This window comes from [Mycobacterium] fortunisiensis, assembly GCF_019050325.1.
In the GTDB taxonomy this organism is placed as follows: Bacteria; Actinomycetota; Actinomycetes; order Mycobacteriales; family Mycobacteriaceae; genus Mycobacterium; species Mycobacterium fortunisiensis.
The window spans coordinates 530411-552496 of record NZ_VOMB01000020.1; the positions used below are offsets into that span (position 1 = coordinate 530411).

The 22086-nt window shown below is 67.1% G+C and carries 15 protein-coding genes and 1 tRNA gene; 5 read left to right on the forward strand and 11 right to left on the reverse strand.

What is annotated here, in order from left to right; all coding sequences use genetic code 11:
- Window positions 1–13: 13 nt before the first annotated feature.
- The 3 genes from FR943_RS18495 to FR943_RS18505 are packed head-to-tail and all read right to left on the reverse strand — an operon-like array spanning window position 14 to window position 5459.
- Window positions 14–2389, reverse strand: coding sequence for a glycerol-3-phosphate 1-O-acyltransferase (locus FR943_RS18495; protein ID WP_217159665.1), 2376 nt, complete (start codon window positions 2387–2389; stop codon window positions 14–16).
- Window positions 2386–3963: an HAD-IB family hydrolase/lysophospholipid acyltransferase family protein gene (locus FR943_RS18500; RefSeq protein WP_217159732.1), complete on the reverse strand. Its 1578-nt coding sequence runs from the start codon at window positions 3961–3963 to the stop codon at window positions 2386–2388. The genes FR943_RS18495 and FR943_RS18500 overlap by 4 nt, the downstream gene beginning before the upstream one ends.
- A 26-nt stretch (window positions 3964–3989) precedes the next feature.
- Window positions 3990–5459 (reverse strand): wax ester/triacylglycerol synthase family O-acyltransferase, encoded by a 1470-nt coding sequence (locus FR943_RS18505; protein WP_217159666.1) that lies wholly within the window; start codon window positions 5457–5459, stop codon window positions 3990–3992.
- A 135-nt stretch (window positions 5460–5594) separates the two neighbouring features.
- Between FR943_RS18505 and FR943_RS18510 the strand changes: the two genes are divergently transcribed.
- Window positions 5595–5667 (forward strand) — tRNA-Arg (locus tag FR943_RS18510).
- A gap of 236 nt (window positions 5668–5903) precedes the next feature.
- Window positions 5904–6392 carry a universal stress protein gene (locus FR943_RS18515; RefSeq protein ID WP_217159667.1) on the forward strand — a complete coding sequence of 163 codons (489 nt, stop codon included), beginning with the start codon at window positions 5904–5906 and terminating at the stop codon, window positions 6390–6392.
- Between the two features lies 1 nt (window position 6393).
- Here FR943_RS18515 and mbtM read toward each other — a convergent pair whose 3' ends face one another.
- From mbtM to prpD, 6 genes are all read right to left on the reverse strand, one after another.
- Window positions 6394–7956 (reverse strand): long-chain-fatty acid--ACP ligase MbtM, encoded by a 1563-nt coding sequence (gene mbtM, locus FR943_RS18520; RefSeq protein WP_217159668.1) that lies wholly within the window; start codon window positions 7954–7956, stop codon window positions 6394–6396.
- On the reverse strand, window positions 7953–8117 hold the full coding sequence (locus tag FR943_RS18525; RefSeq protein ID WP_217159669.1) for an acyl carrier protein: 165 nt from the start codon (window positions 8115–8117) through the stop codon (window positions 7953–7955). The genes mbtM and FR943_RS18525 overlap by 4 nt, the downstream gene beginning before the upstream one ends.
- Window positions 8118–8451: 334 nt before the next feature.
- Window positions 8452–11847: a pyruvate carboxylase gene (locus tag FR943_RS18530; protein WP_217159670.1), complete on the reverse strand. Its 3396-nt coding sequence runs from the start codon at window positions 11845–11847 to the stop codon at window positions 8452–8454.
- Window positions 11844–12971: a bifunctional 2-methylcitrate synthase/citrate synthase gene (locus tag FR943_RS18535; RefSeq protein ID WP_372448183.1), complete on the reverse strand. Its 1128-nt coding sequence runs from the start codon at window positions 12969–12971 to the stop codon at window positions 11844–11846. Before FR943_RS18535 ends, FR943_RS18530 begins: the two co-directional genes overlap by 4 nt.
- Window positions 12972–12973: 2 nt before the next feature.
- Entirely contained in the window at window positions 12974–13894 is a 921-nt protein-coding gene (gene prpB, locus FR943_RS18540) for a methylisocitrate lyase (RefSeq protein WP_217159672.1), read from the reverse strand.
- Window positions 13891–15396, reverse strand: coding sequence for a 2-methylcitrate dehydratase PrpD (prpD, locus tag FR943_RS18545; RefSeq protein ID WP_217159673.1), 1506 nt, complete (start codon window positions 15394–15396; stop codon window positions 13891–13893). The genes prpB and prpD overlap by 4 nt, the downstream gene beginning before the upstream one ends.
- 120 nt (window positions 15397–15516) lie before the next feature.
- On the opposite strand from prpD, the gene FR943_RS18550 reads away from it, so the two are divergent.
- Both FR943_RS18550 and FR943_RS18555 read left to right on the forward strand, forming a co-directional pair.
- Window positions 15517–16926 (forward strand): short-chain fatty acyl-CoA regulator family protein, encoded by a 1410-nt coding sequence (locus FR943_RS18550; RefSeq protein ID WP_217159674.1) that lies wholly within the window; start codon window positions 15517–15519, stop codon window positions 16924–16926.
- Window positions 16927–16968: 42 nt separating this feature from the next.
- Window positions 16969–17664 carry a zf-HC2 domain-containing protein gene (locus FR943_RS18555; RefSeq protein WP_217159675.1) on the forward strand — a complete coding sequence of 232 codons (696 nt, stop codon included), beginning with the start codon at window positions 16969–16971 and terminating at the stop codon, window positions 17662–17664.
- 6 nt (window positions 17665–17670) lie between these two features.
- Here the strand turns inward: FR943_RS18555 and FR943_RS18560 are convergent, their stop codons facing one another.
- The gene (locus FR943_RS18560) at window positions 17671–18288 is read right to left on the reverse strand and encodes a DUF5134 domain-containing protein (RefSeq protein WP_217159676.1); all 618 of its coding nucleotides are present in this window, start codon (window positions 18286–18288) and stop codon (window positions 17671–17673) included.
- Window positions 18289–18405: 117 nt separating this feature from the next.
- Between FR943_RS18560 and FR943_RS18565 the strand changes: the two genes are divergently transcribed.
- Window positions 18406–20352 carry a cytochrome c oxidase assembly protein gene (locus FR943_RS18565; protein WP_246585088.1) on the forward strand — a complete coding sequence of 649 codons (1947 nt, stop codon included), beginning with the start codon at window positions 18406–18408 and terminating at the stop codon, window positions 20350–20352.
- A gap of 201 nt (window positions 20353–20553) precedes the next feature.
- On the opposite strand, the gene FR943_RS18570 is transcribed toward FR943_RS18565, so the two are convergent.
- Complete coding sequence (locus FR943_RS18570; RefSeq protein ID WP_308170594.1) at window positions 20554–21954, reverse strand: IS110 family RNA-guided transposase; 1401 nt, start codon at window positions 21952–21954, stop codon at window positions 20554–20556.
- Window positions 21955–22086: the final 132 nt, after the last annotated feature.

Here is a 22086-nt window from a genome sequence, read left to right on the forward strand (position 1 = left end):
CAAGCCTATGGCGTCAGCCGGAGCCCTCGCGCTCGGCGCGGCGCGCCTTCTCCCGGAAGTAGAACTGTTCGCGGGCTATCTCGTCGACCTTGTCCATGTCGGCGATGATCGCCCGTAGCTCGTCCCGGAAGGCGCTGCGCCGCAGCGCCAGATCCGGTCCGCTGGTCAGCAGGTCCTGATCGGCGGCCACTTGCCGGGCGGTGGCGAACAACAGCGCCGACACCGACTCGTTGCTGGTCACCCGGCCCTGTGCGACGTACTGCCGGCCGACGCCGAGCGCCCGTCTGGTCAGGTCCCGCTCGCCGATCTCGGCCGGGGCGTCACGCAACACGTCGGCGACGATGGCGTAGGCCTCGAAGAACGGGCGCAGCATGGCGCCCACCAACAGGGGTTTCTTGGTGCGCAACATGTCATGGATCCCCTGGCCCCCGTCGCGGACCGTTGCCTCCCATCCCCTGCCGGTCTGTTCGGCGTACCTGCGGTCGTACCACGACAGCTCTTCGGCGACGTTGTCGCGGAAGGCTTCCGAGTCCGCGAAGTAGAAATCGAACTTGAGCAGATCCCGCAGCCGCATCACCTGGTCCCAGAACGCCTGCACCGGATCGTCGGCGGCGTGGGCGGCATGGGCCAGCGCCAGCTCCACGATTGAGGTCTCCAGGAAGGCGTGGATCAGCGAGTTGCGGTAGAACGCCGCCTCCAGTTCGTCCTCGGGAGCGATGCGCCACACCGGTTCGCGTCCACTGTCGACCATCGTCACCGGGTGACCGCCGGAGAGGGCGTCGACCGCCGAGCGCACCCCCTCGGCGGTGCGCAGCCGCAGTGCGCTGTTGGTCACCGGGGTGTTCTTGCGTTCCAGGTAGTCCAGGGAATCCTGCAGGGTGTGGTGCAGCTGATCGAGGGTCAGCGCGACCCCCCGTGCGCCCAGCAGCAACGCCGACACCAAGTTGGTCGCGTTGACCGGGGTGACCCGCAGGATCCGCCAGGCCACCTCGAAGGCCATCTTCTGCATTGCGAGCCGTTTGGCCGCCTCGTCGCGCACCATCGCGCCGTTGGGCTCGCCCAGGTACTCGCGCATCGACACCGCTTCGGGGAAGCGGACGTAAATCTTGCCGTAGTTACGCTCGCCCTGCGCCTTGATGAAGTTGTAGAGCCAGCTCAGCCCTTCGGGGGTTTTCTCTCCGCCGCGGGCGTATGCGGCGTACTCGGCGGTCTCGTGGAGTTGGTCGAAGCTGATCGACACCGGCTGCAGCAGGATGTCGTCACTGCGCCCGTCGAGGTAGGCATCGGCGACGTAGGCGAGCAGTCCGAGCTTGGGCGGCAACATCTTTCCGGTGCGCGAGCGGGTGCCCTCGATGGACCAGTTCAGGTTGAACCGCTTCTCCACGATGTAGCCGACGTACTGCCGCAGCACGTATTTGTAGAGCGGGTCGTCGAGTTTGCGGCGCAGGAAGATGACGCCGGAATGCCGGAACAGCGGCCCCATCAGACCGAAGGACAGGTTGATCCCGGCGAATGTGTGCACCGGCGGCAGCCGGTTCTCCTGCATCGCCACCGGCACGATGACCCCATCGAGGTAGGAGCGGTGGGAGAACAGCAGTACGGCCGGATGTTGTTCCAGGGCATGGCGCATCGACTCGACCTCGGTGCGGTCGTAGTCGATGCGGGGGTCGAAGCCGCGGCTGAAGATGGCCCGCCCCATGGTCGGGATCAGATCGACCGAGAACCGGCTCCATCCGGTGGAAAGCTCGTCGAGCATGGCGCCGGCCTGTTCGACCGTGGCACCGGGAATCTGTTCCAGGCCGTGCCGAAACCGGGCGGAGGCCAGCATCTCCGGCTTGACCAGCCGCGGTGACTTGTACTCCGGGCCCAGCAGCCGCAGCTCCACCCGCTCGATCGCCAGTACCGCTCGGCGCAAGACGAATTTCGCGAACTCCCTTGGGTTTTCACCCATGGTGGTCTCGCTCCACTGCTTGCGCAGCTCGGACACCTTGGCGGGTTCACCGGCCACCACGCGGGCCCGGGACGGATCTTTGCGCAGGATGCGACGCTGCAGGAACTCGGGCGGCCGGTAGGTGTCCCGACCCGAGATCAGCCCGACGACCTTGATCCGGGTGGGCAGCCCACCCGGTACCCAGAACACCCGTACCGGCACCACCAGCCGGTCCTCGCCCTCTTCCAATTCGGAGACCAGGCTGGCGAGAACGCCCGGCGACGGTATCCCGGCCTCGGGGAGTTGCAGCACCTCGATGGCCGAGTCCGGGTGCTCGCGACGCTGCGCCTTGAGCCAGTCGTTGAGCAGTTCGAGTTCGGCCGGTGACGACACCGACGCCAGCACCAGGGCGCCGTCGGTGGGGCTGTAGCTGGCGAAGTCGTCGGATCCCGCGATCACGGTTGGTCCTTTTTCGCCGGGGGTTTCTTTGCCGCTGCCTTTTTCGCCGGTGCCTTCTTGACCGGTGCCTTCTTCGCCGCACGGCGCGGTGCGGGTTTCTGGGCCGGGGCGGTTTCGGTGTAGATGTCGAAGGTCGGCAGCTCGTCGTGCGGCCAGGTTTTCAAGGTGTCGAGATAGATCTGGCGGACCGCGTCGATGCGGTCGGACAGGTTGTCGACGGTCCAGTCCCCCACCGGGATCGGCGGATAGACCGCGACGTCCACCGTGCCCGGGTTGAATGTGCTCGAATCACGGGCCGCGACCACCTCGGCGTTACGGATCACGATGGGCACGATCGGGATACCGGCGGCCATCGCAATCCGGAAGGGCCCCTTCTTGAACGGGCCCACCTCGGTGGTGTCCAGGCGGGTGCCTTCGGGCGCGATCAGGATCGACAAGCCTTTGCGGGCCAGCTCTTCCACCTTGTGCAGGCTTTCGACGGCCTTCTCGGGGTCGTCGCGGTCGATGAATGCGGCGTCCATCACCTTGCCCAGTGGCCCCATCAACGGGTTGCGCTCCAACTCCTTCTTGCCGACGCCGGTGAAATCGACGCCGACCAGCCGGCCGGCAATCATCGGATCAGCCTGGTTGCGGTGATTGAAGATGAACACCGCGGGACGCTGCGCCGTGAGGTTTTCCTGCCCGAGGATGTTGAGCTCGATGCCGGTGGTGAGCATCAGCAGCTTGCTCCAGTTCGAGGTGAAGAAGTTGACCCCGGTGCGCTTGTTGCGGGTCAACAGTCCCAGCCCGATCGCGCCGGCCGCGACGGTGGGAATGGTGGCCAGGCTGGCCAAGGTGCGCAGTTGCGCGACCGGACTGCTGCCGCTGCGACTGCGGAACTTCAGTACCGGCCAACCGCGTTTGGCGGCCACCGCGGCGAGCTTGCCGCCGGGATTGGTCGGCCGGGGATGGCCCACCAGATACATCAGGGCGACGTCTTCGTCACCGTCGGCGTAGAAATAGCTCTTCGACAGGTCCACGCCGTGGGCTTCCGAGAACCGCTGCACCGCACGCGCTTTGCCGGCACCCCAGATCACCGGCCGGGCGACTTCCCCGGTGATCAGGCCGTCGGCGTCGGTCTCGAACTTGTTGCACAGCACGTTGTCGATGCCGAGAAAGCGCGCCACCGGCTCCACCTGCACCGTCAGCGCAGAGGAACTGAGCACCACGGTGTGGCCACGGGCCAGGTGCGCGCGCACCATCGCGCGCATCTCGGGGTACATGCGGCCCTGCACATGCTGGACGAACAGCCGTTCACCCAGCTCATCGAGGTCGCTGAGCGAATTGCCGCGCAGCATCCGGGCGCCCTTGCCGATCAGGTCCTCGAACTCCGAACGCCCCAGCTGGTGGTTGAGCCCGGCTTGCACCATGCCGATGAACTCCCCGACACCCATCTGACCGCGGCGCAACCGGTCCCGGGTCATGATGACGCCGGTGAAGCCGGCCACCAGGGTGCCGTCCAGGTCGAAGAACGCGCCGACCTCCGGGCCCTGCGGGCTGCCTTCGATCTCGGCCAGAGTGCCCGGCAACCGCATCTGCCGCGGGTTGGCTTCCCCCGGACTCATTGTGGGACACCCCGATTCGTCTCGACGTCGTCGAGCCTGAACGAGGCCGGGGCAGCGCGGCCGTCACCGCCGAGGGCCAGCACCTCGTCGAAACCCTCAAGCAGGCACCGGGCGAACAGCTGCCCGTCGGTGATGGCGGCCCGGTCGTAGCGGGTGGTGATCGTGATGTAGCCGCCCCGCGAGATGAGCACCACCATGATCGCCACCCCCGGCAACGGACCGATGCCGTAGTGCCGCAGGATCTTCGCCCCGGCGATGAAGGTGTCACCGGGGAACACCGGCACATTGCTGGCCTGCACATCGGAGTTCACCACCGAGCCCGCCATCGATTCCAGGAACGTGTCGGGCAGCAGGCTCAGCACCGGCGCGATCAAGCCCACCACGTCGATGGCGCGCTCTTCGCGCCTGCTGGTCATCTGCGACCGCACGGCCTTGATCCGGGTCGCCGGGTCGACGATGCCGACCGGGGCGGCCAGGTTGATCCCGGCGAAGCGGTTGCCGCCGGCCGGGTCGTCCTCGGACCGCAGGTTCACCGGGACCGCCATGGGCAATGTGTCGAGCGGTATCCCCATGGCGTCGTGGTAGCGACGCAGAGCGCCACACAGGCCGGCCAGATAGGCGTCGTTGATCGAACCGCCGGCCGCCTTGGCCGCGGCGCGGAAATCGCCGAACGGGATGTCGATCGCCTCGGTGCGGGTCGACAGGCTTCGACGTCGCAGCAGGGGCGAGGGTTCGGCGGCCTGGCCCATCACCCGAGCCCCGGACATCGCGTAGTCGACCACCCCGCCGACCGCCGAGACCGGGTCACGTACCACCTTGCCGGCGGCGCGCGCGGCCTGACCGAGTGCGCCGAGCACGCCCCCGGCGATCGAACCGGGCAAGCGGTTGATGCCTTGGCGCATCAGGTCATTCGGAGACAGGTCCTGTGGGATCGGCAGCGGGGGCGTGGCGGTGGGTTCCGGGTCTCGCTCGAGGTCGTAGATGCTGGAGAACATCTCCACCAGCCCGACCCCGTCGGTCACCGCGTGGCTCAGATGCAGGATCGTGGCGGCTTTCCCGTCGGCCAGGCCTTCGACGAGCGTCGCGCTCCACAGCGGGCGCGAGATATCCAGCGGCGACTGCAGCGCCACCTCGGCCAGATCGAACACCTGCCGCAGCGTGCCCGGTTCGGGAACCCGCATCCGCCGCACGTGATAGTCGAGGTTGAAGTCGGGGTCGACGACCCATCGCGGTGCCGCCGTCGGCAACGTCGGCATGACCACCTTCTGCCGCAACCGCAGGACCTTGCGCGACGCGTTCTCCATCTTGGTGCGGAATCGCTCCCAGTCCGGCGTGGTGTCGAGGATCTCCACGCCCATGATCCCGGACCGGGTGCGCGGATTCGCCTCCCCGCGATGCAACAGCTGATCGACGGCGCTCAGCTCCTCGGGCAGTCCGGCCGCATCCACCTCCGGCACGTCGCTCATAACGTGGTACCTCTCCCCTCCCCTGGCCACCAGTGTGGCGTCCACGCTAGTCCGCCTCCGACCCCTCGGGTCGACTTTGCCGGTGACACGGTTTGCGTGGTGTCGGGCACAGGCACGATAGACTCTGCGGGCCTTGCCTCCGTAGCTCAGCGGATAGAGCAGCCGCCTTCTAAGCGGTTGGTCGCAGGTTCGATCCCTGCCGGGGGCGCTTTTCTGCGGGTATTACGTCGGGCGATGTTTGACGTTTCACCGCCGGATACCCGAAAGTGCCGACGGGCCAGAGGCTTCCACGCAACCGGCGACGATCACCGCCGGTGCGCACCGCCCCGGGTGGCGGACGCCGAAGGTTCTCGGGCCGAAGTTTGACGACCGAAGATCGACCTGTGTCGCCCCGATAGGCATTAATGTCTGTCTGTCCTGGTAAACCGACCCTTCGGAGACGGCATGAGCAGCTATCGGACAGTACTCGTCGGAACCGACGGATCGGATTCGTCGTTGCGCGCGGTCGACCGCGCTGCGGCGCTCGCCGCACAGGAGAACGCCAAGCTCCTCGTCGCGAGCGCCTACCAGCCCGTGGTCGAGAAGGGTGGCTGGTCGCGGCCACCGTCACATGACCACGTGGTGGACACCCGCGCTGCCGACACCCTCAAGAGCGAGGGCTACAAGATGCACGGCGCGGCGCCGGTCTACGAGATCCTGCAGGTGGCCCGCGACCGGGCCAAGGCCGCCGGCGCCACCGACATCGCCGAGCGTGCGGTCGAAGGCGCCCCGGTCGATGCCCTGGTGAAGCTGGCCAAAGAGGTCGACGCGGATCTGATCGTCGTCGGCGACATCGGGCTGGACTCCGTCGCCGGGCGCCTGCTGGGCTCCGTGCCCGCCACCATCGCCCGCCGGGTCAAGATCGACATCCTCATCGTTCACACGGCGGACTGAGCTATCGCGCAGCCTCGAGTCGACGGCGCACCTCGAGCCGCCTGAGCTTGCCCGACGAGGTGCGGGGCAACGATCCCGGCTCCACCAGCACCACGTCGGCCGGGGTCACGCCGCAGACCGTCACGATCCGCCGGATCACCGCGCTGCGGGTGGTGTCCTGCTCGGCGCCGACGAACTCCGCGGCCACCAGCAACCGCTCTTGCGCGGCACCGGACTCGGTGCCCACCGCCACGACGGCTCCTTCGCGCACGCCGTCGACTTCCCCGGCGACCTGCTCGATCTCGGTGGGGAAAATGTTGCGCCCGGCGATGGTGATCAGCTCCTTGGAGCGCCCGCAGATCACCAGCGCGCCGTCGACCAGGTAGCCGATGTCGCCGGTGGCAAACCACTGGCCACCGCTGCGGGCATCGACGGGCTCGTCTCCCAGATATGACGTCATCATCGACGAGCCCCGGATCTCGACCTCGCCGGACGTGCCGGTGTCATCATGTGCCGACGGGACGATCCGGACCTCCATGCCCGACAACGGCGTGCCCAGCAGCGCATAGCTGCGGTCGGTCTCCCCGGTCGGGGTGTCGACCCGCAGACCTTCCCCGGGCGCGGGGATGGTCACCGCACAGGTCGACTCGGCCATGCCGTAGGCGGGCGACATCGCGCCGGGGTCGAAGCCGAATTTTCCCATGGCACTGGCGAATCGAGCCACACCTGCGCAGTCGACGGGTTCGCCGCCGTTGATCGCGATCCGCAGTGCGCCGAGATCGACGTCGGAGACCCGGTTGGCGAATCGGCCGAGCACCGAGTAGCCGAAGTTCGGTCCGGCCGTCAGCGTCGCCCGGGATTCGGAGAGCCAGTCGGCCCACCGCAGCGGCGCGGCGGAGAACGCACCGGTGGGCGCCAGCCACAGTGCTCCGCCGGCCATCGTGGTCGCCATCACCATCGCCAGGCCCATGTCGTGGTAGATCGGCAGCCAGGAACATCCAACGTCGTTGCGGTTCAAGGACAGTCGCTCGGAGATCGCCATCACGTTGTTGAGTACCGCCTCCGGCGAAAGGACGGCCGTGCGCGGTGCACCGGTGGACCCGGCAGTGCCCTGCAGAATGGCGACGTCGGCATCGTCCGGGTACTGCAGGTGCGTCGATGTCGTGGAGCGGGCGGCGTCCCCGAGGTCACACACCAGGAGCGGCGAGTCGGCCTCCTGCAGCAACTGCAGGATGCTGCCGTAGCTGAACACCGTGGTCACACCGATACCGGCGAACCGCGACAGGGTGGCCTGCGCCCACTCGGACGGCTCCGCCCCGCGTTGCGGGCGCGGCAGGATCGACACGCCGGCACCGGCCAGCCAGGACCCCTGGATCGCGGCGATCAGTTCGATCGTCGGTTCACCGACCAGTCCTACCGCGCCGGGTGTGTCCCGGCTCAACAGGAATGCGGCGATCCGCTCGGCGATCCCATGCACTTCGGGCCATGGACGTCGCTGCCAGGTGTCGGTGTCGCGGTCCAGCACCCGCAGGTCGTGGGGTGAGCTCGTCATCACCTCACTGAACGCGCCGGCGAGCGGGTTCATGCGGCGCCCCTCTGGTCGAATGAGACCGAATCCATCCCCAGGTCGTCCACCAGACGTGTGCCGGCAGTGAGGGATTGGCAGGGCAATTCGAGGTCGTCGCGCAGGATGGCGGCCAGCCCGTCGGTCACGACGGGCGGCGTGGATGTGTTGGAAACGGTCATAAGTGATTCACCGGCTGGTCGTCACCGACCAGCCCTACCTTTCGTTTCGGCGGTGTCGACGCTGATCGCGTGGCACATCAGTTCCCTTGTGCCACAACACCTCTTCGGGCGTCACGCGCCACCTTCGTGTGCGCCGCGCTCGGATCCGCAGCCTGGATCGATCAGCGCGGTGAGCCTAACCAAAACTTTTTCGGTGATGGGACGTCCCTTTCGGTACATCCTTCCCGACTTCGGGACGTCCCCATGCCAATCCACACCGGTCGGCGAATCATCCACCGGCACAGCCAGGGTCGCTGTAGTCGCATTTCCTCAGCGTTTAGACGACACAGCCAATTCAGCCGATGACGACGAGAAGGTCACCACCTTCCACCTGAGCGGTCTGCGCCACTGCAACCCGGGTGACGTTGCCCGATGCCGGTGCAGTGATCGCCGCTTCCATCTTCATCGCCTCGATGGTGCCGATGACTTGACCGGCTTCCACCGCATCGCCCTCGGCGGCGGTGACCACGACCACCCCGGCAAATGGGGCGCCGATGTGGGCGGGGTTGGTACGGTCGGCTTTCTCTGCGACGGGGATCTCGCTGGCAATACTGCTATCGCGCACCACAATCGGGCGGAGTTGCCCGTTGAGGATGCACATCACGGTGCGCATCCCGCGTTCGTCGGGCTCCGAGATCGCCTCGAGACCGATCAGCAACTCCACCCCGGGCTCCAGAGTGACCCGATGCTCTTCGCCGTGGCGCAGACCATAGAAGAACTGGTTGGCGCTCAGCCGCGACGTGTCCCCGTACTCGTCGCGATGCGCCTCGAATTCTGCGGCAGGGCCGGGAAACAGCAGCCGGTTCAGGGTGGCCTGGCGCTTGGGGCCTGGCGAGTCCAGCAATACTTCGTCCTCGGCGGACAACTCCGCTGTCCGCCGAGGGCGGCCGCGCCCCTCAAGCGCCTTGGTACGCAAGGGTTCCGGCCAGCCACCGGCCGGTTCGCCGAGCTCACCGCACAGGAAGCCGATGACACTGTCGGGAATGTCATATCGCGCCGGGTCCGCAGCGAAATCCTCGGCGGCGATACCTGCCCCGACCATGGCCAGGGCCAGATCCCCCACCACCTTGCTCGACGGGGTGACCTTGACCAGCCGGCCCAGCATCCGGTCGGCAGCAGCGTAGTTCGCCTCGATGTCCTCGAAACGGTCGCCCAGGCCCAACGCCTGGGCCTGCTGACGCAGGTTGCTCAACTGGCCGCCGGGGATCTCGTGGGTGTAGACCCGCCCGGTCGGAGAAACGGCACCAGACGTCGCGACGTCGAATGGCGCATAGACGCGGCGCAGCGCCTCCCAGTACGGCTCGAGGTCACAGACTGCCTCCAGCGACAGCCCGGTGTCGAAGCGGCTGTGCGCGGCCGCCGCCACGATCGAGGACAGCGAAGGCTGACTCGTGGTGCCGGCCAAGGGAGCTGCCGCCCCGTCGACGGCATCCGCGCCTGCGTGCCAGGCCGCGACGTAGGTGGCCAGTTGTCCGCCGGGGGTGTCATGGGTGTGCACGTGCACCGGAAGGTCGAACCGTGACTTCAGCGCCGACACCAGCGTGGCGGCGGCCGACGCCCGCAGCAGGCCCGCCATGTCTTTGATCGCCAGCACATGCGCACCGGCCTCGACGATCTTCTCGGCCAGCCGCAGGTAATAGTCCAGCGTGTAGAGACTTTCACCGGGATCGGACAGGTCACCGGTGTAGGACATCGCGACCTCGGCGACGGTGGTGCCGGTGTCGCGGACCGCGTCGATGGCCGGGCGCATCGAATCGACGTTGTTGAGCGCATCGAAGATACGGAAAATGTCAACACCGGTGGCAGCTGCCTCGTCGACGAACGCACGGGTGACCGTTTCCGGATATGGCGTGTAGCCCACCGTGTTTCGTCCGCGCAGGAGCATCTGCAGGCAGATGTTGGGCAATGCCTCGCGCAACCCCGCCAACCGTTCCCAGGGATCTTGTTTGAGGAATCGCAGCGACACATCGTAGGTGGCGCCGCCCCAGCATTCGACGGACAGCAGCTGCGACATCGTCCGGGCCACATACGGGGCGACTCGGAGCAGGCCGCTGCTGCGTACCCGGGTGGCCAGCAGCGATTGGTGTGCGTCGCGAAAAGTGGTGTCGGTGACGCCGATTGACTCGCGGTCGCGCAGCCAGGCGGCGAAACCTTCCGGCCCCAGTTCGGTCAGGCGCTGTTTGGAACCCGCCGGGGCGGGCGCACTCAGATCGCAGGCCGGCAGCTTGTCCCGGGGATACACCGCCGAGGGACGCGGTCCGTGCGGCTGGTTGACCGTGACATCGGCGAGGTAGTTGAGGATTCGGGTACCGCGATCGGCGCTGGCGCGCGCGGTGAGCAGCTGTGGGCGCTGCTCGATGAACCCGGTCGTCACCCGACCGGCGAGGAAGTCCGGATCGTCCAAAACCGCGGCGAGGAACGGGATGTTGGTCGACACCCCGCGAATCCGGAACTCGGCCACCGCCCGCCGTGCCCGCGCCGCGGCCGTCGCGAAGTCCCTGCCCCGGCAGGTGAGCTTGACCAGCATCGAGTCGAAATGCGCACCCACCTCCGCGCCGAGATGGGTGCCGCCGTCGAGCCGTACGCCGGCGCCACCGGGCGAACGGTACCCGGTGATGCGGCCGGTATCGGGACGGAAGCCGTTGGCGGGATCCTCGGTGGTGATCCGGCACTGCAAGGAGAAACCACGTGGCGCCGTCAATCCGTGCTGGGAGAGCCCGAGATCGGGCAGTGACTCTCCGCCGGCGATGCGCAACTGGCTCGACACCAGGTCGACGTCGGTGATCTCCTCGGTCACCGTGTGCTCGACCTGAATCCGGGGATTGCATTCGATGAACACGTGCCGGCCGCGTTCGTCGAGCAGGAACTCCACCGTGCCGGCGCAGGAATAGCCGATCTGGCGGGCGAACGCGACGGCGTCGGCGCAGATCCTCTCCCGCAGTGCCGGATCCAGGTTCGGGGCCGGTGCCAGCTCGATGACCTTTTGGTGCCGCCGCTGCAGGCTGCAGTCCCGCTCGAACAGATGCATCACGTTGCCGTGGGTGTCGGCGAGAATCTGCACCTCGATGTGCCGGGGGTTGATGACGGCCTGCTCGAGGAACACCGTTGGATCCCCGAAGGCGGACTCGGCTTCCCGGCTGGCGGCCTCGATCGCGTCGCGCAGATCACCGGGTTCGTCGACCCGGCGCATCCCCCGTCCGCCGCCGCCGGCCACGGCTTTGACGAACACCGGAAAGCTCAGCGCTTCGGCCGCGGCCAGCAGTTCGTCCACCGAGCTCGATGGCTCCGACGAAGCCAGCACCGGCAGTCCGGCTGCGCGGGCCGCGGCGATGGCGCGGGCTTTGTTGCCGGTCAGCTCCAACACCTCGGCCGACGGCCCGACGAAGGTGATGCCCGCCTGGGCGCAGGCGCGGGCCAATTCGGGATTCTCCGAGAGGAATCCATATCCGGGGTAGATCGCGTCGGCACCGGATTTCCGGGCAACCCTGATCATCTCGTCGACCGACAGATAGCCGCGGACCGGATGGCCTGGCTCCCCGATCTGGTAGGACTCGTCGGCCTTCAACCGGTGCTGAGAGTTGCGGTCCTCGTACGGGTAGACAGCCACCGTGGCGAGCCCCCGTTCGTAAGCCGCGCGAAAGGCGCGGATCGCGATCTCACCCCGGTTGGCGACCAGAACCTTGGAGATCACGAGAGTGCGCGCTGCGGCTGCCCGCTGTAGTCGCTGAGCGGCCGGATCAGTGCGTTCGAGGCGGCCTGCTCCATGATGTGCGCGGTCCAGCCGGTGATCCGGCTCATCACGAAAAGTGGTGTGAAACTGGGGATGTCGAAACCCATCAGGTAGTAGGCCGGGCCGGTCGGGAAGTCCAGGTTGGGTTTGATCCCGGTGGCGGCCAGCATGTTCTGTTCCAGCCGCTCGTAGATGTCGAGCCAACGCTGCCCGTCCCGCGCCTCGGCAACCTGCTTCAGCGCAGCTTTCATGGTGGGCACCCGGGAATCGCCGTTCTTGTACACGCGGTGACCGAAGCCCATCACCTTGTCCTTGCGGGTCAGCTTGTCGTGTAACCATTCCGCGGCGTTGTCGGCGGTACCGATCTCCAGCATGTCGTGCATGACGGCTTCGTTGGCCCCACCGTGCAGTGAACCCTTCAGCGCCCCGATGGCTGCGGTGACCGCACTGTAGATGTCAGACTGGGTCGAGGTGACCACCCGGGCGGCGAAGGTGGAGGCGTTGAAACTGTGCTCGGCGTACAGGATCATCGACTGCTCGAACGCCGTGACGATCACCGGGTCCGGCACGTCGCCGAAGCACATGTTGAGGAAGTTCTCCGAGTAGCCCATGTGACTGTGCGGGGCGATCGGTTCAAGACCACGGCGCCGGCGCATGTCGGCGGCGACGATGGTCGGCAGCACCGCGAATATCCGCAGCGACTTGGCGAAGTTGGCGGCCACCGTGCTGACATCCTCGTCCGGGTCCTCGGCGCCGAGGTAGCTGATCGCGGTCCGCACCACATCCATCGGGTGGCAGTTGTCAGGCAGCTTGGCCAGCAACGAGAGCATCGACCGGTCGATGCGTCGCGAGGCCCGCTCGCGCTGGGTGAACAGCGACAGCTCCTGATCGGTGGGCAGCTCACCGTGCCACAACAGGTAGGCGACCTGTTCGAAGCTGCAGTGCGCGGCCAGATCCTGAACCGGGTAGCCCCGGTAGGTCAGCGAGTTGGTTTCCGGGACCACCTTGGAGATCGCCGTGGTGTCGACGACAACACCGGCCAGGCCCTTGTAGATGCGTGGTTGTACGGCATCGTCTGCGGTCATGGTCATTGTTTCGCTCCCTGCAGTGCGAAGTTGTAGATGTCGGAATCGAACTCGTTGTATTCGGAGTAACGGAGCAGCTCGTACAACCGGCTGCGGTGTTGCATCTGGTCGAGCAGCCCGGATTGGGTACCGAGCGAATCGATTTCACGGAGGCCCATTTCGACGGCGTGCATCGCCAGCCGCAGTGTGGTCACCGGGTAGATCACCATGTTGTAGCCGATGTCGGTGAGCTGGCGGACCGTGAGCAGTTCGGATTTCCCGAACTCGGTCATGTTGGCCAGCAACGGGGTGTCGACCGCGGCCCGGAACTGCTCGAAATCCGCCGGGGTGTTGAGCGCCTCGGTGAAGATCAGGTCCGCACCGGCGTCGGCGTACGCCTTGGCCCGTTCGATCGCCGCGGGAATCCCCTCGATCCCCGCGGCATCGGTGCGCGCGCAGATGATGAAGTTCGGGTCGCGGCGCGCCGAGACGGCCGCCCGCAGGCGCTTGACCATCTCACCGGTCTCCACCACGGCCTTGCCGTCGAGATGCCCACACCGCTTGGGGTTGACCTGATCTTCCAGATGCAGGCCGGCCAGGCCGGCATCTTCGAGCAGGGTGACGGTGCGGGCCGCGCTCATAGGTTCACCGAAACCGGTGTCGGCGTCGATGAGCGTCGGCAGGTCGGTGGCAGAGGCGATCTGGGCCCCGCGACCACACACCTCGGTCAGGGTGGTCAGACCGATATCGGGCAGCCCGAGGTCAGCAGACAGCACCGCCCCGGACACGTATACACCCTCGAAGCCGATCTCGGCGATCAGCTTCGCCACCAGCGGTGAGAACGCCCCCGGGAACCGCTGCAGCGCACCAGATTCCAGGGCCGCCCGGAACCGCCGACGCTTCTCCGCGGCCGGGGTGACCGACCCGAGCAGCCCGGCGCTCACTGGAAGATCCCCGAAGGAATCGTCGGCGCCTTGTCCAGCACCCGCGGATCGACCCGCACGTTCAGCGCGCCGAGACCGCCGCCCTTGGTCGTCGAGATGTTTTCCACTGCGGACAGGAACCGTTGCTGCTCTTCGGCTTCCACGACACCGTCAGCCAGCTCGGCGAACTTGGCGATGTACTGCTCGCGTTCGAATGGCCGCGCCCCGAGCGGATGCGCGTCGGCGACCGCCAGCTCGTCGACGATGGTCTCGCCACTCTTGAGGGTCACGACAGCCTTGGCGCCGAACGCCTTTTCGGCCGGATCGTTCGAATGGTAGCGCCGGGTCCACTCCGGATCTTCGACCGTGGAGATCTTGCTCCACAGGTCGATGGTGTCGGGTCGGTGCGCGCGTTCAGGTGCGTAGGACCGCTCGTGATGCCAGGCCCCGTCCTGCAGCGCAACCGCGAAGATGTACATCACCGAATGGTCGAGGGTCTCCCGCGAGGCGCCCGGGTCGAACTTCTGCGGGTCGTTGGATCCGGTGCCGATCACCACGTGGGTGTGGTGGCTGGTATGCAGCACGATCGAGGCGATCTGGTCGAGGTCGCCGATCCGCTCGCGCAGCCGCCGGGCCAGGTCGATGGGCGCCTGGCTCTGGTACTCGGCCGAGTGTTCCTTGGTGTAGGTGTCCAGGATCGCGCGCTTGGGCTCCCCGGGCTCGGGCAGCGGCACCCGGTAGGTGTGTTCGGGGCCGGACAACAGCCAGGCGATCACCCCGTCCTCGCCCTCCCAGATCGGGGCCGGCGAACCCTCGCCGCGCATGGCCCGATCGACCGCCTCGATCGCGACCTTGCCGGCCCAGGCCGGGGCGTACGCCTTCCAGCTGGAGATCAGGCCTTTGCGGGACTGCCTGGTGGCAGTGGTCAGGTGCAGCGCCTGACCGATGGCGTTGTAGATGGTCTCGGGATCGAGCCGCAGCATCGTCCCCAGACCGGCCGCTACCGAGGGGCCGAGGTGAGCGACGTGGTCGATCTTGTGCTCGTGCAGGCAGATTCCCTTGACCAGGTCGACCTGGACCTCGTAGGCCGTGGCGATGCCGCGGATCAGGTCCGCGCCGCGAACGCCGAGCTGCTGGGCGACGGCGACCAGGGCCGGGATGTTGTCGCCCGGGTGGGAGTACTCGGCGGCCAGGAAAGTGTCGTGGAAGTCGAGTTCGCGCACGGCCACGCCGTTGGCCCAGGCGGCCCATTCGGCCGAGACCGTGCCCTCGACACCGAATACGGCCGCACCCTGCCGATTCTTGTGCGCCAGCGCCTGCGCGCGGGCCACTGTGACCGGGCGGCGGATCACCGAGGCCGCCGACACCGCGGCGTTGTCGATGATGCGGTTGACCACCATTGCCTCGGTCTCCGCCGGCACCGCGACGGGATCGGCGGCGACCTGTGCGATCTTCCACGCCAGGTGCTCGGTCCGCGGGAACTCCTCGGCGCTACGCCGTGTCTTGACCTCATACTCACGCATGATCCGCACGCTACGCAGATCAGTGGACCAGCGGAACTACCTGTAAATGCGTATTTTTGTGTCCTTTTGCGGACAGATTTGCGAATGCTGCGAAAGGTAACCCCGGTAGCCTGAGCCGTGGTGACGAAGACATTCGCCGGCGCCCGCCTGAGGCGGCTCCGCGACGAGAAAGGCCTGACGCAGGTCGCGCTGGCGCGTGCCCTGGGCCTGTCCACCAGCTACGTCAACCAACTCGAGAACGACCAGCGGCCGATCACCGTGCCGGTGCTGCTGGCGCTGGCCGACCGGTTCGACCTGCCGACGCAGTACTTCACCCCGGACGCCGATGCGCGGCTGGTGTCGGACCTGCGCGAGATCCTGGCCGACAGCCCGGCGACGGCCTCGCAGATCGAGGAACTCGTCGCCCGCATGCCCGAGATCGGGCAGACGATGGTCAACCTGCATCGGCGGCTGCACGATGCCACCGCCGATTTGGAGGCCGTGCACGGCCGGGCCAACCTGGACGCGCAGGCCGGTACGCAGCAGCCGATGCCGTTCGAAGAGGTCCGCGACTTCTTCTACGACCGCCGCAATTACATCGACGCACTCGACCGGGCGGCCGAGGAGATGTTCGTCCGGCACCGTCTGCAGATCGGCGGGCTCGACCGGCAACTCGCCGATCTGCTGGCAGGCGAGTTCGGAATCTCGGTGATCGTCGACGACGGAGATGTGTTGGGCTCCAACGTGAAACGTCGCTATCGACCCGAGGCCGGGACGCTGCATGTGGCCCGTTGGCTGCTGCCCGGTCAGCGGGCATTCCAGCTGGCCACCCAGCTCGCCCTGCTGCTGCACGCCGAGCTGATCAACTCCATCGTCGCCACCGACGACCAGTTGAGCACGGAGGCACGCGATGTCGCGCGGATCGGACTGGCCAACTACTTCGCCGGCGCGCTGCTGCTGCCGTACCGGATGTTCCTGGCCGCCGCTGAAGGCCTGCGTTACGACATCGACCAACTCGCCCGGCGCTTCGAGATGGGCTTCGAGACGATCTGCCACCGGCTGTCCACCCTGCAGCGGCCCGACGCGCGCGGCGTCCCGTTCATCTTCGTCCGCACCGACAGCGCCGGGAACATCTCGAAACGTCAGTCGGCCACCGCATTTCACTTTTCCCGGGTGGGCGGTAACTGTCCGCTGTGGGTGGTCCACCACGCGTTCTCCCGGCCCGGCGAGTTCCTCACCCAGGTGGCCCAGATGCCCGACGGCCGCAGCTACTTCTGGATCGCGAAGACGTCGAGTTCGGCGCCGAGCCGGTACCTCGGCACCCCCAAGAGCTTTTCCATCGGGCTCGGCTGCGACCTGAGCCACGCCGACAAGCTCGTGTACTCGGTCGGGATCGATCTCGCCGACCCCGAGGCCACCGTGCCGATCGGCGCCGGGTGCCGGATCTGTGACCGGCCGGCCTGTCCACAGCGGGCGTTCCCCTATGTGGGGCGGCCCGTGCATGTCGACCCCGAGACCAGCAGCAACCTGCCGTATTCCCCGACGATCTAGCCTCCGGCCCGGTCTGCACGGCCGATGCGGGACAATAGGCCGGTGGACTGCGTGGTGGCACGAGAGGCGCTGTCGGCGCGCCTGGACGGGGAGCGAGAGCCCGTCCCTTCGGCGCGCGTCGACGAGCACCTGCGTGCCTGCCCCGACTGCACCGCCTGGTACGACCGGGCCGGAGCCCACGCCCTGCAACTGCGTGGGCTGGCTGACGGCGGGTTGATCGGCGCGGTGAGCCCGCCCGCAGACCACCGCGGCGGCGCCTTGGGCGTCCTGTGGCAGCGGGTGCGGCCGCACCTGTTGGCCGTCGCCATCGTCGTCATCGGGGTGGTCCAGATCGGTCTGGCAATAGGCCAGGCAGCCGGCCTGCACTTCGGAATGGTGGCCGACCATCACGGGGCGGCCAGCGGAGCGCACCTGCTCAACGAGTCCACCGCCTGGTCGGCGGCGCTGGGGATTGCGACGATTGTCATGGCGTTCCGCCGGCGCATCGCTCCGGGCCTGGCCTGCGTCCTGGTGATCTACTGCGGATTCCTCACCTATTACGTGGTGTCGGATGCGATGGCCGGGCAGGTCACCCCGGTCCGGGTGCTCAGCCACCTTCCGGTGGCGTTGGCGGCCCTGGTTTCGATCCTGGCCGCGCGTACCGAACGCCCGGGCGATCCGTCACCCGGGGCGGTGCAGGATGACAGCGCCGGTCCGCGGCGGCGTCATCTGCGGGCCGCCGACGACCCGGCCGCCTGAACGGGCTCAGGTCATCAGGCCGAACATGATCGCCATGCCCGCTGCCATCATCGCCCGGCACAGCGTGCCGAAATGCGGGGACGCCCCGGCCCCTGACTGTTGCCGTGCCGCGAAGTAGCGGTGCAGCCAGACAACCGCGGCGAGCACGAAGCACACCATGATGACCCAGTTCACCGTGAGCATCCAGAGCGGTTGGGCCGGACCGTGATTCGTCGTCGTCATCGCCATCGCATGCATGTCATGGCCGGCCATCTCCATCTCCATTGACGGCTCGTGACGTGGCGCCATGGCGCCGTTCATCGCGGCGTACATCCACGCCATCGCCGCCATCATGGCGGCGTCGTACCCGCCGATCAGTCGACGGGCCGGATTTCCCGGCCGTACGGCCGCGGCCAGGAACCACACGGCGGCGGCCACGAAGAAATACATCGGGCCGGCAGACGGCAACTCGGCGCCGCGCGGCCAGGCCATCACCAGCATCGCCACGGCCATCGCCAAGTGGAGCAGCTGGCTCACCGCGACACTCGGCCGTTCATGTGCACCTGCGAACGCATAGATGCACTCCAGCGCGCTCAGGCCGAACAACACCGTGACTACCCAGCGAAGCGCGACGTCGGCGATCATTGCAGGTCCTGTCTACGCGAGCGAGCGGGTGCGGTCATCCACTGTTGGTCGCAGCGGCGGTCCGGAAAGTTCCCGCGCCCGATCATCACTACGACGTGTTGTCGTAGACTCTCGACGATGGCGCGTGAGCTGATGTCCAGTACCGCCCCTGGGCGGTGGGGACGGTTGTCCCTGCTCGGCAGCATGATCGGCGGTATCGCAGTGCTGACGGCGTACGCACCACACCTGGGGGCGCAACGGCTGGCCGCGGCCGGTATCGCCGATCCGGGCACCGCCACCAACGCGGCCCGGCTGCTCGGGCACTGGGCGGGGCTGTTGGCCGGTGCCGTGTGTGTCGGCGCGCTGGTGTGGATTGTCACGACGGCGACGCCGCGCGACGGCGGCCGCATCGATGCCGCGTCATTTGGCGCGCACCTTGTCATCGAGCGTGTCGCCATCGTTTGGGCCTGCTGCGCGACCGCGATGGTCGTCATCTCAGCGGCCGCGGATTCCGGGATCCCAATCGGTCGGCTCGTCAGCGGTCCGGGGCTGGGCAGTGCCATCGCGGCGTCCGAGGTGGCCCGCGGCTGGTGCGTGACGGTGCTGTGCGCGGCGGCACTGGCCGTCGGTGTGCGCTTCACGCTGGGGTGGGTCGGTCACTGTGTTGCCCTGCTGCCGGCCGTGATCGGGGTGATCGCCGTCCCGGTGACCGGAAATGCCGGGCAGGGGCCCGATCACGATGTCGCGACCAGCGCCGTCATCGTTTTCGCGGTGGCACTGGCGGTATTGGCCGGAACCAAGGTGCTGGTGGCCGGATCGCAAGACGCCGCTCCCCGCCGGGTTCAGGTGCTGCAGCTGGCCTGCGGGTCCGTCGCCATCGTCTTCGGCGCGCTGTTGGCCACCTTGATGCTGGGCGGGTTGCCGATCCTGGGATCCGATTACGGCTGGGCCGCACTCGTTGCGGGGACGTTGCTGGTGCTGGTCATCGTCGGCGATGCCGTACTGGTGCTGACCCGGCGCGCGTCCGCACGATGGGCCGACGCCGTGGCGGCAGCCGCCATGATCGTCGTCGTCACCGCAGTGGCTGTGGCCGCCACCAGCGTGCCGCCCCGGTTCACCGTGCACGAGTTCAGCACATGGGACATCTTCTTGGGCTACCAGCTCGACGGGCCACCGAACGCGTTGAACCTCATCACCGCGTGGCGCTTCGATCCGCTGATCGGCACCGCGGCCATCGTGTTGGCCCTGTGCTATCTGGTCGGCGCCGATCGGTTGCGCCGCCGTGGCGACCGCTGGCCGGTGGGGCGCACCATCGCCTGGGTCCTGGGGTGCGCCGCCTTGTTGATCACCACGAGTTCCGGGGTGCGCGCCTACGGATCGGCGATGTTCAGCGTGCACATGGCCGAACACATGGCATTGAACATGTTCATCCCGGTGCTCCTGGTGCTGGGCGCCCCCGTCACCCTCGCGCTCCGTGTCCTGCCGTCGAACAGCCAGACGCCCGGGCCCCGTGAGTGGCTGCTGTGGCTCGTCCATGCCCCGGCGACGCGGTTCCTATCCCATCCGGTGACGGCGTTCGTCTTGTTCGTCGGTTCGCTGTATCTCGTCTATTTCACGCCACTGTTCGACACCTTGATCCGGTACCACTGGGGGCACGAGTTCATGACCGTGCATTTCCTGTTGACCGGATACCTCTACTACTGGGGCATCATCGGCATCGACCCCGGACCGCGGCGGCTGCCGTTCCTGGGGCGGCTCGGGTTGTTGTTCGCTGTGATGCCATTCCACGCCTTCTTCGGCATCGCGACCATGACGATGACCTCAACGCTGGGCGAGAGCTTCTACCGGTCGGTGAATCTTCCTTGGGTGCAGAACATCTCGGACGACCAACATCTCGGCGGCGCCATCGCGTGGGGTTCCAGCGAGTTGCCGGTGCTCATCGTGGTGGTCGCGCTCGTGGCCCAGTGGGCACGGCAGGACCGCAAGGTGGGGGCGCGCCAGGACCGCCACAGTGACCGCGGATACGACGACGACCTCGACGCCTACAACGCGATGCTCCGCGAGCTTTCCCGCACCCGACGCTGAAGCCGCCGCCGGTTCGGCGGCCCGGTCAGTCCGCGGTGTCGGAACCGCAGCGGCAGTCGCTCCCGCACGCGCAGTTCTCACACTTACAGTTCGGGTTGTCACACTTCGTCGACTCGGCTGTCTCATTGCTGGTCATGCATATGAGATTACCCGTGACCACCGCAGATGTGGCGCGACTCACTCTTGATGCTCCTATTCGTGTCAAGCGGCTTTGAGCCAGTTTCTGTAGGTGTCTGCGAAGGTGTCGTCGCGTTGTAGTCCGCGTTCGATGCGGGAGATGGTGGTGGGCCAGATGCCGAAGTGGTTGGCGGCGGCGGTGACGGTGATGTTTTTGGCTTGCCGTGCTGGGCGCAGGTCGGCGTAGTCGGGCACCGCGGTCTGACGGGTCAGGAGTTTGAACATCTCGCGGGCGATAGCCCGTTTGAGCTTGCGCAGGATCTCCATTTTGCCGTGCCCCTTGGCGGCCTGACGCTGCACGTAGTCACGTGTCGGTTGATGGTTGGACATGCGTACCAGCGCGATCCGGTGCAGGGCGCAGTTGGCGGCTCGGTCGCCGCCGCGGGACAGTCGATGCCGCGTGGTCTTGCCCGAGGAGGCAGGGACCGGGGCGGCGCCGCACAAGGCGGCGAACGCGGCTTCTGTGCGCAGCCGGTCTGGGTTGAGGCCGGCGGTGATGAGCAGTTGCGCGGCGGTGTCCGGGCCGACTCCGTAGGCGGCTCGTAGTCCGGGGTTGGCTGCCGTGACGAGTGTGTCGATCTGACTTTCCAGCTCCTCGGTTTGGGTCTGGAGAAACTGGACCCGCTGGGCGAGCATCTTCGCCGCGATGAGCACTGATCGTGCCAGGGCGTCGGTGACTGTATCGGGGCGGCACCGTGCGATTGCTTCGATTTGCCTCAATGTTGTTAGTGTGCGGTACTTTTCACGCACGGAATTCGGCGCTGAGACGAGCAGTGCTTTGAGTTGATTGATCACCGCGGTGCGGTGTTTGACCGCTGACCGGCGGGCGATGTGCAGGGCTCGCAGCCCAGCGGTGGCATCGTCTTTGGGGGCGGCCAGCTCGTCGTCGGCCAACGCGGTGCGCGCAGCGCTGTAGGCATCGAGGGGATCGGACTTGCCTTTGAGGCGGCGCGCGGATTTCACCGCTCGGGTCACCTCGAGGACCTGCCAGCTGGTTGCTGCGGCGGCACGGCTGAACCCGGCGCCGTAGCTGGCGGTGCCTTCCACGCCGATCCGTTGCACCTGTCCCAGTGACCGCAGGAAGGTGATGGCTGCGGCGTAGCCGGCGGGTGTGGTGGGGAATTCCGCATCATCGACCGGCTTCCCGGTCGTGGTGATCGCGGCGACGTGGATAGTGTCGGCGTGGGTATCGACTCCGGCGACCAGGAGCGTGGATTCTGCCAAGATGATGGTGTCCCTTCTGACCAGCGTTGGATAGGGCACACCGGTCAGGGCGGGCAGACAAGACATTGATGAGGCAGCGGCCAGGCTCCTGATTAAGTCATGTCCGTCCTGACCGGCGCGCTTGGTGAAGCGCGCACCGCACAGGCCGGGCAGATCAAGCGAAAGACAACCCAGCAGGGCGTCAGTCGGTGCCAGAGCCACGACCTGTGCGGTAACGCCCTTCCATCATCAATGTCGGTGCCCGATGGCATACTCGAACACATGTGGCGCTCCTAGTGTTCTAGTGGGCGCCTTTTCGCTGTTCAGCAGCGGCTTGTGTTGAGGTTCAAGTGG

Excerpts from the sequence above, each read along its gene's own strand:
- FR943_RS18500 (WP_217159732.1), bottom strand. The coding sequence starts at position 3,963 with ATGCGGTTGCCGGGCACTCTGGCCGAGATCGAAGGCAGCCCGCAGGGC.
- FR943_RS18505 (WP_217159666.1), bottom strand. The coding sequence starts at position 5,459 with ATGAGCGACGTGCCGGAGGTGGATGCGGCCGGACTGCCCGAGGAGCTG.
- FR943_RS18515 (WP_217159667.1), top strand. The coding sequence starts at position 5,904 with ATGAGCAGCTATCGGACAGTACTCGTCGGAACCGACGGATCGGATTCG.
- mbtM (WP_217159668.1), bottom strand. The coding sequence starts at position 7,956 with ATGAACCCGCTCGCCGGCGCGTTCAGTGAGGTGATGACGAGCTCACCC.
- FR943_RS18525 (WP_217159669.1), bottom strand. The coding sequence starts at position 8,117 with ATGACCGTTTCCAACACATCCACGCCGCCCGTCGTGACCGACGGGCTG.
- FR943_RS18535 (WP_372448183.1), bottom strand. The coding sequence starts at position 12,971 with ATGACCGCAGACGATGCCGTACAACCACGCATCTACAAGGGCCTGGCC.
- prpD (WP_217159673.1), bottom strand. The coding sequence starts at position 15,396 with ATGCGTGAGTATGAGGTCAAGACACGGCGTAGCGCCGAGGAGTTCCCG.
- FR943_RS18560 (WP_217159676.1), bottom strand. The coding sequence starts at position 18,288 with ATGATCGCCGACGTCGCGCTTCGCTGGGTAGTCACGGTGTTGTTCGGC.
- FR943_RS18565 (WP_246585088.1), top strand. The coding sequence starts at position 18,406 with ATGGCGCGTGAGCTGATGTCCAGTACCGCCCCTGGGCGGTGGGGACGG.